Genomic DNA, 15,482 nt, shown 5'->3' with positions numbered 1-15,482 from the left:
GTCCTGCCCTTATAGTGGTGGCTCCATCATCCGGGCGCAATGCCCCAAGACGCAAAGGACATCCACGTGCGCAAAATCTACGGTTCCGGCTCCAGCTGGGAAAAGACTCTCGGCTACTCCCGCGCCGTACAGGTCAACGACACCCTGTACATTTCCGCGACCTCGGCTGCGGGTCCGGACGGGACTGTTGTGGGCGAGGGCTTCTATGACCAGGGCGCTTACATCCTGAGCAAGCTGGAGGCTGTGCTGTCCGAGGCGGGATTCTCCTTTGCCGACGTCGTGCAGTCCAAGATCTACCTGACGGACATCGCCGCCTGGGAAGAGGCAGGCCGGGCTCACGGTGAGGTCTTTGGCGAGATTCGTCCCACCATGGCCCTGGTCCACGTGTTGCCCTTCCTTGACCCCGCGATGAAGGTTGAAATCGAACTCGTCGCCCAGCGCTGACGAACCTGCTGACGGACCCCTCACCGGGCGCGCCGCCGAACAGGTGGCCGCCGGGTGGCGGAGCCCTACGGCCCGGGGCTTGCGCGGCCCGTCTAGGATTGCCCCATGGGGACCACGCCGCGCACCGATGCTGACACGCTAGCGCGGAAGCCTGCATTCCGGCCAACCGCCCGGCGGGTGTCGGTCAACGCCTTTGTAGACAATCTGGTGTTTGTGTTCAGCGGGGTTGCGGCTCTGTGGCTGGCATGGCTGGTGTTGTCCGAGGGGTTCTCGCTGGGCTGGTACGGCGTCCTGTTCTTCATCCTCTTCTGGCTGGTCCTGGCCTATCTGGTTTTGCCACGTTTGCACAGAATACTGACCTCCATCTACGTTCCCGACTATTTCATTGGCCGGGCACGCACCAGCGACGGGCTGCTGGGGGACCCCATCAACCTTGCCGCCATGGGCACCGAGGCGCAGCTCCACGAGGCCATGACACGCGCCGGTTGGATCAGGGCCGACGCGGTTACCCTCGCCTCGAGTTGGCGCATTGTCACTTCCACGATCTTCCGGCGCAGCTACGACGAGGCCCCCGTGAGCCCACTGCTGTTGTTCGGCCGCCAACAGGACCTGGCCTACCAGCAGGAAGTGCAAGGCAATCCGGCCAAGCGGCACCATGTGCGGTTCTGGCGCTGCCCGGAAGGGTGGATGTTGCCGGGTGGGCACAGGGCTGACTGGATGGCAGCGGGAACCTTTGACCGGGCCGTGGGCTTCTCACTGTTCACGCTGCAAATCACGCACAAGATCGACGCCGACACCGATGTGGAGCGTGACCACATTGTGTCAACGCTGGCCAACAGCAATGCTGACACCGGTGTTCGGGTCATTGCGGATTTCTCCTCCGGCTACCATTCCCGCAACGGCGGCGGGGACACCATTGTCACGGATGGGAACCTGCCCGTTGTGGATGTTCAAAAGGTGGTTGTTCCGGTGGCTGGGAACACACTGGGTCCGGACCTGGAAGCCCGCAGGGCCGCAGCGGCAGCGCGCCGCCCAGTTTCCGCGGCCCTGGGCGTGCTGCTCATGGTGATCCGTGTGGTGGTGGGTGCCGTCACAGTTGCCACACTGCTGGGCGACCGTGCGGAGATCCTGGGCGTCTCGGCCGCCAGTGTGGGCGCCGACGAGACTGCGGCCCTGGATATTTTTCTGATTGTGGTCACCTCGCTTGCTGCCCTGGGCGTGGCCCTCTACCTCTTGCTGGCCTACCTGGTCTTCAGGGGGAGCAACTGGGCAAGGATTGCTGCGATGGCGTACAGCGGGTTGCTCATTGTGGTGACGGCCGCGGCCTTGCTCGGCGGCGAGTCAGTCACCTTGAGCACCAACGTCTTTGGGCTGCCGCTGGACATCCTGGTGCTGCTGGCGCTGTCAGCAAGGAGTTCCAGGGTGTGGGCAAGGAGATAGCTGTCTCACGTTCGGCATGATTTGATCCTGTGCCGCTTCGGATTTTGTCCTGCGCCACGGGAGATAAGCTAGACGGGACAACTTTTTATTTTTTGTAGGGGAGATCCATGGCTGCGATCAACCGTGACGACGTGGCGCATCTGGCGCAACTGGCTCACATCGAGATGAGTGACGACGAACTGGACCGCATGGCAGTGGAACTGGCCGTGATTGTGGACTCAGTCAAGAGCGTCAGCGAGGCTGCCGGGGACGACGTGCCCACCACCTCGCACCCGATTCCGCTGACCAACGTCATGCGTGAAGACGTTGTGGGCCACGTGCTCACTGTGGATGAGGCACTCTCCGGTGCCCCCGATTCGGCCGACGGCCGTTTCAAGGTGCCCGCAATTCTGGAGGAAAGCTAAACCATGAGTGCCAATGAACTGATCCGTTCCAGCGCGGCCGCCATGGCCGCCAAGCTCGCCGCAGGCGAGATCACCTCCGTCGAGCTGGTCCAGGCCCACCTGGACCGCATTGCCGAGGTCGACGGCGGTGAACGCGGCGTCAACGCGTTCCTGCACGTCAACGCCGAAGAGGCGCTCGCCGTCGCGGCCGACGTCGATGCCCGCCGCGCAGCCGGCGAGGAACTCCATGAGCTGGCCGGCGTGCCGATCGCCATCAAGGACCTCATCGTGACGAAGGGCCAGCCCACCACGGCCGGCTCCAAGATCCTCGAGGGCTGGATGAGCCCCTACGACGCCACCGTGATCAAGAAGATCCGTGCCGCTCGCATGCCCATGCTGGGCAAGACCAACCTGGACGAATTCGCCATGGGTTCCTCCACCGAGCACTCCGCTTACGGCCCTACCCGCAACCCCTGGGACCTTGACCGGATCCCGGGTGGTTCCGGCGGTGGTTCCGCGGCGGCCGTGGCAGCATTCGAAGCGCCCCTTGCCTTGGGCACCGATACCGGTGGCTCCATCCGCCAGCCGGGCGCCGTCACCGGAACCGTGGGTGTCAAGCCCACCTATGGTGCTGTCTCGCGCTATGGGGCCATCGCCATGGCCTCCTCGCTGGACCAGATTGGCCCGGTAAGCCGCACCGTTTTGGACTCCGCGCTGTTGCAGGAAGTCATTGGCGGACACGACCCGCAGGACTCCACCTCGCTGACCGACGCCTCCACGGGCCTTGTCGAGGCCGCACGCCTTGGCAATGTCAAGGGCATGAAGATCGGCATCATCAAGGAGCTGCACGGCGAAGGCTTCCAGCCCGGTGTGGAGAACCGCTTCAACGAATCCCTCGAGCTCCTGCGCGAAGCAGGGGCTGAGATCGTTGAGGTTTCCTGCCCCAACTTTGGCTACGCCCTGGGTGCCTACTACCTGATCATGCCCAGCGAGGCCTCCTCCAACCTGGCCAAGTTCGACGGCGTCCGCTTCGGTGCGCGCACGCTGCCCACCGAGGGCCCGCTCACCATTGAGCGCGTCATGGGGGCCACCCGCGCCGCCGGTTTCGGCGACGAGGTCAAGCGCCGCATCATCCTGGGCACCTATGCCCTGAGCGCCGGCTACTACGACGCCTACTACGGCTCGGCCCAGAAGGTACGGACCCTGATCCAGCGCGACTTCGACGCCGCCTTCGAGCAGGCCGACGTGCTGATCTCCCCGACGTCGCCCGTCACGGCCTTCAAGCTGGGCGAGAAGCTCGATGACCCGCTGGCCATGTACCTGAACGACATCGCCACCATCCCTGCCAACATGGCCGGCGTCCCCGGACTGACCCTGCCTGGCGGCTTGGCTGATGAGGACGGCCTGCCCGTTGGCATCCAGTTCCTGGCCCCTGCCCGCGAAGACGCCCGCCTGTACCGTGTCGGTGCCGTGCTGGAATCCCTGTTGGAAGCCAAGTGGGGCGGCCCCATCCTGGATCAGGCACCCGCACTTGCCAGCACTGCAGCCAAGGAGGCTAACTAATGATCGTTGACACCATTCTCAGCTTCGAAGAAGCCATGGAAAAGTACGACCCCGTTCTGGGCTTTGAGGTTCACGTTGAACTGAACACCAAGACCAAGATGTTCTCCTCGGCCCCCAACGTCTTTGGCGATGCCCCCAACACCAACGTCAACGAAGTATGCCTGGGCCTGCCCGGCGTGCTGCCCGTGGTGAACAAGAAGGCCGTCGAGTCCTCGATCCTGATCGGCTTGGCACTGAACTGCAAGATCGCCCCGCACAGCACCTTTGCGCGCAAGCAGTACTTCTACCCGGACACCCCGAAGAACTTCCAGACCTCCCAGTACGATGACCCCATCTGCTACGACGGCTGGATCGACATCGAGCTCGAAGACGGCACAGTCTTCCATGTGGAAATTGAGCGTGCCCACATGGAAGAGGACGCCGGAAAGCTGACCCACATGGGCGGTTCCACGGGCCGCATCCAGGGCGCCGACTTCTCCTTGGTGGACTACAACCGTTCGGGTGTTCCGCTGGTGGAAATTGTCACCAAGACCATTGAAGGTGCAGGTTCGCGCGCCCCCGAGCTGGCCAAGGCTTATGTCGCAGCCATCCGGGAAATCGTGAAGAACCTGGGCGTGTCCGAGGCAAAGATGGAGCACGGCAACGTCCGCTGCGACGCCAACGTCTCCCTGCGCCCCCACGGCCGGGAAAAGTTCGGCACGCGCACCGAGACCAAGAACGTGAACTCCTTGCGCGCCGTCGAAAACGCCGTGAAGTTCGAGATCCAGCGCCACGCCGCCGTCCTGGACTCCGGCGTGGCCATCACGCAGGAAACCCGCCACTGGCACGAGGACACCAAGTCCACCACCTCCGGCCGCCCCAAGTCTGACGCCGACGACTACCGGTACTTCCCGGAACCGGACCTTGTGCCCATCGTCACCACGCCCGAGTGGGTTGAGGAACTGCGTTCCCGCCTGCCCGAGCCGCCCGCCGAGCGCCGCAAGCGCCTGCAGGCCGACTGGGGCTACTCGGACCTGGAATTCCGCGATGTTGTCAACGCCGGCCTCATGGATGAAATCGAAGAGACAATTGCCGCCGGTGCCTCGGCTGCCGCGGCCCGCAAGTGGTGGATGGGCGAGATCGCCCGCCGCGCCAAGCTGGCCGATGTTGACCCCGCAGCGCTGGGCGTCAGCCCCGCCGTCGTGGTTGAGATCGAGAAGCTCATCGCCTCCGGTGCCATCAACGACAAGCTGGCCCGCAAGGTGCTTGACGGCGTCCTTGAGGGAGAGGGCACGCCCACCGAGGTTGTTGCCAAGCGCGGCCTGGCCGTGGTCTCCGACGACGGCGCCCTCCAGACAGCGATCGATGAAGCCCTGGCAGCCCAGCCCGATGTTGCGGAGAAGATCCGCGGCGGCAAGGTCCAGGCCGTTGGTGCCATTGTTGGCGGTGTCATGAAGGTGACCCGCGGACAGGCCGACGCCGGCCGCGTGCGCGAACTGATCCTCAAGACGCTCGGCGTCGAGGGGTAGTTACCGCGTCCATTTGGGAAATGCCGCCGTTACCGCTTTTTGCCACCGCTATACCGGTGGCAAAAAGCGGGAGCGGCGGCATTTTTCATTCGGGATGATTGATTTCGCCACCCCGCTGGTCTGAGCCCGTCCCCGCTTTCCGCAACCCGACTTCCTACGGATGCAGAAAGCGGGGACGGGCATTTTTTTGCGCCGGCACATCGCCCAAATGATTGCTCATGACATCTTTGAAAGAATTTCAGCCAATATCTTGCATCTGTGGCTTGAGTCACTTATCGTTGTTAATCGGTTAACCAACGCAAAGCGAGATCACCGAATCGGTGGCCTCAGCATAGGAGTCGACCGTTCCACGAAGATCAGGAGTACCTATGAGCCAGATGCAGCAGGAGTCGGCGGCGCACGCAACCGTGGCCATTGACCGTTCCGAGGCCGCACCCGATCCCCGGGGCAAGCTGGAGAAGAAGTCCGGCCGCGGCCGTCAGCGCCATGACGGAACAGCCGTTCGAAAGATCTCTTGGCGCACTCGTTTGCGCAGGGACCGGCAGATGCTCTTGATGATGATTCCAGGCGTTGCGTTTCTGGCCCTGTTCTTTTACATCCCCATTCTTGGCAACGTCATCGCGTTTCAGGATTATCAGCCGTTTCTTGGTATCTCCGGCAGCGACTGGGTTGGCCTGCAAAACTTCATAGACCTATATTTCAACCCGGACTTCTGGGTGGCGCTGCGCAACACGATTGTGTTGGCCGTGTGGCAGCTGGTCCTCTTCTTCCCCGTACCGCTGGGGCTGGCCCTGATTGTTGATTCCCTGGTCAGCAACAAGCTTCGCCGCTGGTTCCAGTCACTTGTTTACCTGCCGCACTTCTTGTCCTGGGTACTTGTCATCGCCTTGTTCCAACAGGTTCTAGGTGGTGCCGGGCTGGTCAACAACAGCCTGCGTGACCTTGGCCTGGACACCATCCCGTTCATGACCAACCCGGATACCTTCCCGCTGTTGGCCACCATCCAACTCGTATGGAAGGACGCCGGATGGGCCATGATCATCTTCCTGGCCTCGCTGGCCGCCATTGACGGCTCACTGTACGAGGCAGCAGCGGCCGACGGCGCGGGCCGTTGGCGCCGGATGTGGCACATTACCCTCCCGGGGTTGCGTTCCATCATTGTTTTGCTGTTGATCCTGCGGATCGGGGACATCCTCAGCGTTGGCTTTGAGCAGTTCCTGCTCCAACACGACGCCGTCGGTGCCGGTGCCTCTGAGGTTCTGGACACCTTCACCTACTTTGCCGGAGTTGTTGGCGGTGGCTGGAGCGCAGGTGCTGCTGCCGGTCTGGCCAAGGGCGTCGTGGGAGCCTTGTTGATCTTTGCCGCCAATAAGGTGGCCCACCGTCTGGGTGAGCCCGGAATCTTCCAAAAGAAGGTCGGCTCATGAGCGCCCCGGCACCAATTGCACCGCACAAGGAGAGAACCATGACCGCAACACTTTCTGGCCTCCGTGCCGCCCGACGCCGTGACAAGCAGCTGAGCTTCAACCCTGGCCGGCCCGCGTGGAAGGAACCAGCCTCACCGATCTACAACGCCATCAAGGCAGTGGTCATTGGCGGCATCAGCCTCTCGATCGTCATACCGTTGCTTCTGGTGGTCTCCACCTCGCTCGCCGACGACGAACAATTGATAGCCGCCGGCGGATTCGTCCTCTGGCCAACCCACCCCACGTTCGCTGCTTACCAGGCCATCTTCAGCGGCGAATTCATGTTCCGGGCGCTGGGGGTGAGTGCTTTCATCACGGCGGTAGGCACCTTCATGGCATTGTTCATCACCATCACGATGGCTTACGCCACCAGCCGACCTGTACTCTTTGGGCGCCCCGTACTGCTCCTGGTGTTGTTCACCTTGCTCTTTGCGCCAGGCCTGATTCCCATGTTTTTGATGGTCAAACAGCTGGGACTGCTCAACACGATCTGGTCGCTGATCCTGCCCGGCACCTTTGCCGCATTCAACTTCGTGGTGATGCGTTCATTCTTCATGAACATCCCATCCGAATTGATTGAAGCCGCCCGGATTGATGGGGCCAGCGATTTCATGATCCTGCGCAAGGTTGTCCTGCCACTGTCCAAGGCCGTCATTGCGGTGGTTGGCCTGTTCTACGCGGTGGGATTCTGGAACGCGTTCTTCAACGCCATGCTCTACATCAACGACCAAACCCTGTATCCGGTCCAACTGGTGCTGCGCAACTACGTGGTTCAGGGCGGATCAATGGCCGAGGCCATCGGGGTGACCTCCACACCGCCGCCGCAGTCCATGCAGATGGCCATCGTGGTGGTGGCCCTGTTGCCCATTCTGATTGTTTACCCGTTCCTTCAAAAACACTTCACCAAGGGCGTCATCACCGGCGCCATCAAAGGCTAACCAATTCACTCGTGTGCACCACCTGGAAAAGAAAGAGATTTAGTATGAAGCGTTCTATCGATACTGCTGGAGTTTCACGACGTAATTTCCTCGGGCTCGCAGGCATTTCTGTTGCGGCCGTTGCCTTGAGCGGAACACTTTCCGCCTGTGGCGGCGGTGCCGGGGCGAAGGATGGCGGGGCGCAGGCCTCAGAATCGGTCACCCTGCCCACGTACAAGGAATTCACCGCCGTTGTGGCAGACCTTCCCGGAAACGCGGAAGGTCTGGAAGCAGGCTTTATCAACATGCCCAAGCCGGTCGCTTCCACCACGGGCCAACCGCTGACAGGACCGGTCAGTGTTCTGTCCGAAACCTTTGAGATTATGGCACCGGCTATGCCGGACAACCCGTTCTGGCAGCGCTTGAACGCAGCTCTCGGCGGCGAGTTCAACATGCAGATTGTGGAAGACACCGGCGATGGGTACCCCGCCAAGTTCGCAACCATCCTCGCCGGCGACACGCTCCCGGACTTGATGTGGATTCCGCCAAACCAGGGCCTGCCCAACGTTGGCCCCATGCTTGAGGCGAAGTTTGAAGACCTGACACCTTATCTCTCAGGGGACGCTGTTCTTGAATACCCCAACCTTGCCGCACTGAAGCCCGATTCCTGGCGAACCGCCGTCGTCAATGGAAAGATCTGGGGTGCACCCATCCCCAGCACGCCGTTCGGCCAGGTCATGCTCGGCACCCAAAAAACGTGGTCCAAGGTAGGTGGGCTCAACGCCAAGGACGCCAATGAGTTCTTCGACAAGGTCAAGGAGCTCAGCAACCCCGCCAAGCAGCAATACGCCTTGGAACCGGCCTACGTCAACGTCCTAAACATCATCACCCAGTGCCTCGGTGCTCCCAACGGCTGGGCCGTCAATGCGGACCGCTCGTTGACGCACCTGTATGAGACCGACGCCTACCTGGCCGGCCTGGAATTCGTCGCCAAGCTATTTGCCGCCGGCGCCTTTTACCCGGACGCCACCATGACAAACGCCAAGACCAGGATCGTCAACGGCACACTGGGCGCCATGGTGGTCTCAGGACCACGCGACGTGGGCAGTTTCCGTGCACTGGATGCGGACGCTGACATCGAAATCCTTGTTCCGTTCAGCTTTGACGGGTCCATCAAACCCACATACAACATGGGTTACGGCACCGTGGGCTACACGGCCTTCAAGAAGACCGATGAAAAGCGCATCAAGGAGCAGCTTGCCCTGGTCAACTGGCTTTCGGCGCCGTTCGGTACCGAAGAATACCTGCTGAAGAACTACGGCGTTGCTGACAAGGACTACACAATCGATGCCAATGGCAACCCCATTCTCAACGAAGACGGTTTGAAAAACCTCCCCGGTGTTGTCAGTGCCCTGAACATCATGACGGCACCGGAACGGGTGAACTTCAACCCGGGCTACCCGCAGGTGACCAACTACGTCTACGAGGCAGAGAAGAAGCTGCTGGAGTTTGCATGGCGCAACCCCACCAACGGTTCCTACTCTGACACCAGTGCCAAGGTGGGGCCCAAGATTGCAAAGCCCGTCACCGACAAGGTCGTGGACATCATCACCGGCCGTGCCAAGGTTTCGGATTTCGCCGCCGCACTCAAGCGTTGGAAGTCCGAAGGCGGCGACAAGATTCGCGCCGAGTTTGAGGCCGACTTGAACCCGGACGCGCCGGTATTCACACAGCAAAAGGTCTCAAAGTAGCCAGCTGCGGCCCATCGGGTTGCCGACACGCCGTCGTAGTGTGTCGGCAACCCGAGTCACCGCAGCCCCGATGGCAATAAGTTAGAAGCTACAACAAAAAATCCGGCAGCAGACGGAACTAGTCCAGGAGAGCAGCACCATGATTCGGCCCACCATCAAAACAGTGGCAGCTGAAGCTGGCGTGTCCACGGCCACCGTGTCATACGTTCTGGCCGGTCGCACCAAGGGGAACGGTTCCGGGATATCCCCGGCTACCGCCGAACGGGTCCACGCCGCCGTGACGAAGGTTGGTTACCGGCCCAATCAGGCCGCGCGAACCATTCGTACGGGCAAGTCAAACCTCATGATGTTGTCGCTGACAATGCTCTCGGACCCGTGGTCGCTTTCAGTCAGCAAGGCCGTGAGTGCGGCCGTGGCCAGTGCTGGCATAACGCCGATGATCCTTGCCGACACCGACTGGCGTACCGCGATCAAGCGCCAAGGCGCCGACGTGATCTTCATCGACGCCGCCGAGGCCGAGGGAGATGCTGCGTTGTTGGCCGAGTTGGGCCGCAACAACAACCTCGTGGTTTTCAGCGAGACCTTGGAACCCAATGGATTTGACGTCATCCGCTCGGTGTCCGGATCCAGCATGGATGCTGCCATGGATCACCTCACTGCCACGCACACAAAAGTGGCGTGTCTGACACCCCGGGGCAGTCTTCAGGCACCTTGTCCAACCAGGTACGGCGCCTACCTGGCAGGGCTCCGCCGCGCAGGACTGGAATTTCGCCAGGACTACGTGGCACCTTTCGACGGCGACGAGTTCAGCGCCTACGAGGCTGCCGTAGCCCTGCTGTCACAGCCCGACCCGCCCACGGCCATTTTCGCTACCTCAGACTTTGTGGCGATGGCAGCTATCAACGCAGCACAGCGGATGCGGTTGAGCGTTCCTGGCGATGTTGCCGTGATCGGTGTGGGAAACACGCTCCAGGGCGAGGTGATGGCGCCGTCGCTGAGCACCGTTGGGCCCGTAGATTTCTTCAACAGCTTGGCCGAATTCCTGGTGGAACGTGCCAAGAGTGACTCCGTACAGCACCGGATTTTGGAATTCCCCTGGCAACTCTTTGTGCGGGAATCCGCGCCGGTTGCACCCTAGAATCCCCTTCAACTTCAAGAACATACAGAGAAAAGACACATTGTGACAGATTTGGTAGAAGCACGCCCGGACTTTGCCCCGGCCGTCAAAGACATGCGAGTTGGACTAGTTGGTTTTGGCTTGCGAGCCTCCCTATGGCGGCACGTGCACAAGCCCGGTGCAGGATCGGAAGTCGTCATGGTGTGTGACACCTCCGAACGCGGCCGGGCCGATGCAGCCGAACGGATCCCCACCGCCGTCGTCACCGATTCGATGGATGAACTCCTGGGTGCCGGGCTCGACGCCGTACTGGTGCTTACCCCGGACAACCGGCACGCGGAAATTGCCGTGCAGACCCTGCGCGCCGGGATTCCCACCTTTTGTGAGAAGCCCCTGGATGTCACAGTGGAAGCGGCAGATGCCATTCTCGGAGCGGCATTCGAGACCGGAACCCGGCTCTATGTGGGGCACAATATGCGCCACATGCCCGTGGTGGTCCAGATGCGTGAGCTCATCCAGGCCGGGACAATCGGGGAGGTCAAGGCCATTTGGTGCAGGCATTTTGTCGGCAACGGCGGCGACTACTACTTCAAGGATTGGCACGCCGAACGGGCCAACACCACCAGCCTGCTGCTGCAAAAGGGTGCCCACGACATTGACGTCATCCACTGGTTGGCCGGCGGATACACCAAGAAAGTCTCCGCCATTGGAGACCTCGCCGTCTACGGTGACGTTGCCAGCCGCAGGGACAACAGTGACCGACGCATGGGGGATTGGTTCTCACTGGAGAATTGGCCGCCGGCCGAGCAAACAGACCTGAACCCCGTGATCGACGTGGAAGACATTTCCATGATGCAGATGGTCTTGGACAACGGCGCCTTGGCGTCCTACCAGCAGTGCCACTTCACCCCGGATTACTGGCGCAACTACATGGTCATCGGAACCAAGGGGCGGATGGAAAACTTCGGCGATGGTCCAGGGGATTCCATCAAGGTGTGGACCAGCCGCTCACAGGATGGCTTCGTCGCGCCGGACCTGGACATTGAAATTCGCGACGGCGAAGGAGGGCACGGCGGAGCCGATCCACTGCTGATTGCCGAGTTCCTCCGGTTTGCCCGCGAGGGCGGAGCCACGGAAACCTCGCCCGTTGCAGCGCGCGAAGCCGTTGCTGCAGGCGTTGTGGCCGCGCAATCGTTGCGCGCAGGCGGCGGGGCGCTTGAGATACCGGCACTGCCGGCCGAATGGGTGGACTACTTCAACGCAGGCCAGCCCGCCCGCGCCTAGGAGTCAATCCGCGGCTACTTGCGCCGAGGGCGTGCCAAACTGGCGACGGCGCATGTAATTCCATGCGCCGTCGCCAGTTTGGCACGCCCCCACTGCGGAGCTGGCCGGCTCAGTCGCCGGTGAGCTCCGCCATCACCTGTTGCAGCGCCTGCGCCACAATCATGACTGAGGCTCGCTTGAGGGTTTCCGGGCGGGCCAGCAAGTCGATCCGGCGTCGTGTGCTGATGCCCGACAGGGGGCGCAGCGTTACGCCGGAATCAGCGGCCAGGCCCGAGGTGTATCGAGGGAGCAGGCCAATGACCTCGCCCGTGGACACCAGTGCTGCGGCCGCGGAGTAGTCGTTGATGCGATGGACAACGTCCACGGGGCGGCTGGCCACCGCCCCTATCGCGGTCAAAACATCTGCGGGGGAGTAGCCGCTGCGGCTGGCCACCCAGGGGTAAGCCACCACGTCTTCCGGGGACAACTCGGAAAGAGCCGCCAAGGGATGATTCGTTGCCACGGCTATATCGAGTGGTTCATGGGCCAGCGGGATGACGCGGACCCGGGCATCAGGCCACGCCGGGCTGTGGTCCATGCGGTGAGCCAACACCAGATCGTAGCGGGCCGTTAGCGCCGGGAAATCGTGCTGCGCCACGTCCTCGTCCGAGAGCCTGACCCGCGGTAGGGCCGGCGCGGGCGCCAAACCCGCCGGTCCGGCGTCGGCCAAGCGGCGAACCAGCGGCGCGAACAAGGCCTGGCCGGCACTGTGGAATCCACTGACGGTGACGGTTCCGCCGGGATCTTGCTGGTAGGCGCCAATGGCCGCCTTGGCACCGGCCATGGCGTTGATGACGTCCGCGCCGGCATCGGCCAGCACTTTCCCCGCCTCCGTAAGAACCAGATTCCGGCCATCCTTGCGGGTCAGCGGCGTGCTTACCTGGCGTTGGAGCAGCGAGATCTGTTGCGAGACCGCGGACGGGGTGACGGACAATGTGTCGGCGACGGCCTTGACGCTGCCAAGCTCGCCAAGCTCGCGCAGCATTTGAAGTTGATGGAGTTCCACGCCACAACATTACCATTTAGCAATTGCTTAATCGATGATGGAGCAATCCTCGATTGTGCTAAATGGTTTGGGCGGCTGTAATGGACACAGCACACCACTTCAGTTTAAGGAACGCCGCCCATGAGCACCATGAAAGCACTCTACAAATCCGGTCCGCACGCCGGCTTCGAGCTCGTCGAGCGCCCCGAGCCCACTACGGGTACTCGCGAGGTGAAAATCCGCGTTCACACCACGGGCCTCTGCGGAACTGACCTGCACATCCAGGCATGGGACGCGTGGGCAGCTGAAACCATTAACGCCCCCCTCATCGCCGGACACGAGTTTTACGGCGAAGTCGTGGAGATCGGCTCGGACGTCCAGGACGTCAAGGTGGGGGACAAGGTCTCCGGCGAAGGCCACGTGGTCTGCGGCATGTGCCGCAACTGCCGCGCCGGACGCCGCCACATGTGCATCAACACGATCTCCGTAGGAGTGCAGCGCGACGGTGCGTTTGCCGAGTACGTGGTCATCCCCGAGTCCAATGTGTGGGTGCACAAGGACCCGTCCATCACCCCCGAACTTGGCGCCATCTTTGACCCGCTGGGCAACGCCGTCCACACAGCCCTGAGCTTTGGGCTGGTGGGCGAGGACGTGCTGGTCACCGGTGCCGGACCCATCGGCCTGATGGCCGTGGCAGTTGCCCGTCACGCCGGCGCCCGGAAGATCGCCATCACTGACGTCTCCGAACCGCGCCTGGCCATGGCCGCCGCAATGGGCGCCGACCTCGCCGTCAACGTCGCCACCACGCGATTGAAGGATGCGCAGCTGCAATTGGGCATGTGCGAGGGCTTTGACATTGGCCTGGAAATGTCCGGCCACCCCACGGCCCTGCCGGAAATGATCGACAACATGAACCACGGCGGCCGCATTGCCATGCTGGGCCTGCCGAGCGAATCGATCGACATCAACTGGGGCAAGGTTGTCACCCACATGCTGACCCTCAAGGGCATCTACGGGCGCGAAATGTTCGAGACCTGGTACGCCATGTCCGCCATGCTTTCCTCCAATCCCGTGCTGCGCAAGGCCGTGGCAAGTGTTGTCACCGACGTCCTGCCCGCCACAGAATGGGAGCAGGCCTTCGAGATCGCCAAGTCCGGCCGTGGCGGCAAAGTAGTCCTCGACTGGTCCGTGTTCTCCTAAGCACCTCCATCTTTCCCAGCACGACGGCGGGAGCCAGCCTTTCGCCGTCGTCCTCCTCCCACTTCCCGCACCAAAAACCCCAAGGATTGCACCATGTACACCTCCATGAAGAGCCAGCTCGCCGCAGAACTGGACGAGATCCGCACGGCCGGCCTGTTCAAGACCGAGCGTCAAATCACCTCCGCCCAGTCCAGCCATGTGAGCGCCGGACCGCTCGACGGCGCCGCAGCCCCCGTGCTGAACTTCTGCGCCAACAACTACCTGGGCTTGGCCGATCACCCGGAGATCATCGACGCCGCCAAGACGGCCATGGATGAGCGCGGCTTCGGCATGGCCAGCGTCCGTTTCATCTGCGGCACCCAGGACCTGCACCTGCAACTGGAATCGGCCGTCTCAGCTTTCCTGGGCACCGAGGACACCATCCTCTTCTCCTCCTGCTTTGACGCCAACGGCGGTGTTTTCGAGTCCCTGTTCGGGGCGCAGGACGCCATCATCTCCGACTCCCTGAACCATGCCTCCATCATCGACGGCATCCGCCTGTCCAAGGCCGCGCGCTTCCGTTACGCCAATCAGGACATGGCAGACCTCGAGGTCCAGCTGCAGGCGGCGGCCGCCATGAACGACGGCGCTGGGGCACGCCGCACCATCATCGTCACCGACGGTGTCTTCTCGATGGACGGTTTCCTGGCCCCGCTGGAAGCCATCTGCGATTTGGCTGACAAGTACGATGCCCTGGTCATGGTTGACGACTCCCATGCCGTGGGCTTCATGGGGGCCACCGGCGCGGGCACCCCCGAACACGCAGGGGTTTCCGACCGCGTAGACATCTACACCGGCACCTTCGGCAAGGCACTCGGCGGGGCATCGGGCGGCTACGTTGCCGGCCGCGGCGAGATCGTCGCCATGCTGCGCCAGAAGGCCCGCCCGTACCTGTTCTCCAACTCCCTGGCCCCGGCCATCGTCGCCGCCACGCTCAAGGCGCTGGAACTTGTGGCCGGTTCGGCTGAACTGCGCACCCGCCTCTTCGAGAACGCCGCCCTGTTCCGCCGTCGCATGAGCGAGGAAGGCTTCGACTTGCTCCCCGGCGAGCACGCCATTGTCCCGGTCATGTTTGGCGACGCCGTGGAGGCTGCCCGTGTGGCCGATTCCATGCTGGATCACGGCGTCTTCGTCACCGCATTCAGCTTCCCGGTTGTTCCGCGCGGCGCAGCCCGCATCCGGGTCCAGCTGTCCGCCGCCCACAGCACTGACGACGTCGAAGCCTGCGTTCGCGCGTTTGTGGCGGCCCGCGGCACCAAGTAGCGGACCTCACGCCCAGCCCACAACTTATGCGCAGGACCCACGGTGGGTTCTGCGCATGGGCAAAGTGGCGTGAGCTTATGCAT

General features: G+C 62.4%; 13 protein-coding genes. 12 read left to right on the top strand and 1 reads right to left on the bottom strand.

Annotated elements, in window-relative coordinates; all coding sequences use genetic code 11:
* Positions 1-66: 66 nt before the first annotated feature.
* From BLV41_RS09375 to BLV41_RS09330, 10 genes are all read left to right on the top strand, one after another.
* Positions 67-444: a RidA family protein gene (locus BLV41_RS09375; RefSeq protein ID WP_074711449.1), complete on the top strand. Its 378-nt coding sequence runs from the start codon at positions 67-69 to the stop codon at positions 442-444.
* 105 nt (positions 445-549) lie between these two features.
* Positions 550-1,884 carry an LssY C-terminal domain-containing protein gene (locus tag BLV41_RS09370; RefSeq protein WP_083360693.1) on the top strand — a complete coding sequence of 445 codons (1,335 nt, stop codon included), beginning with the start codon at positions 550-552 and terminating at the stop codon, positions 1,882-1,884.
* A gap of 107 nt (positions 1,885-1,991) precedes the next feature.
* Positions 1,992-2,288: an Asp-tRNA(Asn)/Glu-tRNA(Gln) amidotransferase subunit GatC gene (gene gatC / locus BLV41_RS09365; RefSeq protein WP_044577884.1), complete on the top strand. Its 297-nt coding sequence runs from the start codon at positions 1,992-1,994 to the stop codon at positions 2,286-2,288.
* Positions 2,289-2,291: 3 nt separating this feature from the next.
* Positions 2,292-3,830, top strand: a complete 1,539-nt coding sequence (gene gatA / locus BLV41_RS09360) for an Asp-tRNA(Asn)/Glu-tRNA(Gln) amidotransferase subunit GatA (RefSeq protein ID WP_074711448.1) — start codon at positions 2,292-2,294, stop codon at positions 3,828-3,830.
* The gene (gatB, locus tag BLV41_RS09355) at positions 3,830-5,338 is read left to right on the top strand and encodes an Asp-tRNA(Asn)/Glu-tRNA(Gln) amidotransferase subunit GatB (RefSeq protein ID WP_074711447.1); all 1,509 of its coding nucleotides are present in this window, start codon (positions 3,830-3,832) and stop codon (positions 5,336-5,338) included. The genes gatA and gatB overlap by 1 nt, the downstream gene beginning before the upstream one ends.
* A gap of 545 nt (positions 5,339-5,883) precedes the next feature.
* Positions 5,884-6,765 carry an ABC transporter permease gene (locus tag BLV41_RS09350; protein ID WP_239437499.1) on the top strand — a complete coding sequence of 294 codons (882 nt, stop codon included), beginning with the start codon at positions 5,884-5,886 and terminating at the stop codon, positions 6,763-6,765.
* A gap of 38 nt (positions 6,766-6,803) precedes the next feature.
* Positions 6,804-7,742, top strand: coding sequence for a carbohydrate ABC transporter permease (locus tag BLV41_RS09345; protein ID WP_044578008.1), 939 nt, complete (start codon positions 6,804-6,806; stop codon positions 7,740-7,742).
* 44 nt (positions 7,743-7,786) lie between these two features.
* The gene (locus BLV41_RS09340; RefSeq protein ID WP_044577894.1) at positions 7,787-9,472 is read left to right on the top strand and encodes a type 2 periplasmic-binding domain-containing protein; all 1,686 of its coding nucleotides are present in this window, start codon (positions 7,787-7,789) and stop codon (positions 9,470-9,472) included.
* Between the two features lie 139 nt (positions 9,473-9,611).
* Positions 9,612-10,610 carry a LacI family DNA-binding transcriptional regulator gene (locus BLV41_RS09335; RefSeq protein WP_074711446.1) on the top strand — a complete coding sequence of 333 codons (999 nt, stop codon included), beginning with the start codon at positions 9,612-9,614 and terminating at the stop codon, positions 10,608-10,610.
* 93 nt (positions 10,611-10,703) lie between these two features.
* A complete protein-coding gene (locus BLV41_RS09330; RefSeq protein WP_074713225.1) occupies positions 10,704-11,873 on the top strand; it encodes a Gfo/Idh/MocA family protein in 1,170 nt (389 codons plus the stop codon).
* Positions 11,874-11,982: 109 nt separating this feature from the next.
* On the opposite strand, the gene BLV41_RS09325 is transcribed toward BLV41_RS09330, so the two are convergent.
* Positions 11,983-12,918, bottom strand: a complete 936-nt coding sequence (locus BLV41_RS09325; RefSeq protein WP_074711445.1) for a LysR family transcriptional regulator — start codon at positions 12,916-12,918, stop codon at positions 11,983-11,985.
* Between the two features lie 129 nt (positions 12,919-13,047).
* On the opposite strand from BLV41_RS09325, the gene tdh reads away from it, so the two are divergent.
* Together tdh and BLV41_RS09315 are read left to right on the top strand one after the other, a co-directional pair.
* Positions 13,048-14,097 carry an L-threonine 3-dehydrogenase gene (gene tdh, locus BLV41_RS09320; protein WP_074713224.1) on the top strand — a complete coding sequence of 350 codons (1,050 nt, stop codon included), beginning with the start codon at positions 13,048-13,050 and terminating at the stop codon, positions 14,095-14,097.
* 93 nt (positions 14,098-14,190) lie between these two features.
* Positions 14,191-15,399 carry a glycine C-acetyltransferase gene (locus tag BLV41_RS09315; protein WP_074711444.1) on the top strand — a complete coding sequence of 403 codons (1,209 nt, stop codon included), beginning with the start codon at positions 14,191-14,193 and terminating at the stop codon, positions 15,397-15,399.
* Positions 15,400-15,482 lie beyond the last annotated feature (83 nt).

The organism is Arthrobacter alpinus (assembly GCF_900105965.1).
GTDB classification, from domain to species: Bacteria; Actinomycetota; Actinomycetes; order Actinomycetales; family Micrococcaceae; genus Specibacter; species Specibacter alpinus.
Note: the sequence above shows the minus strand (reverse complement) of the source record. Positions and strands in the feature narration are given on the sequence as shown.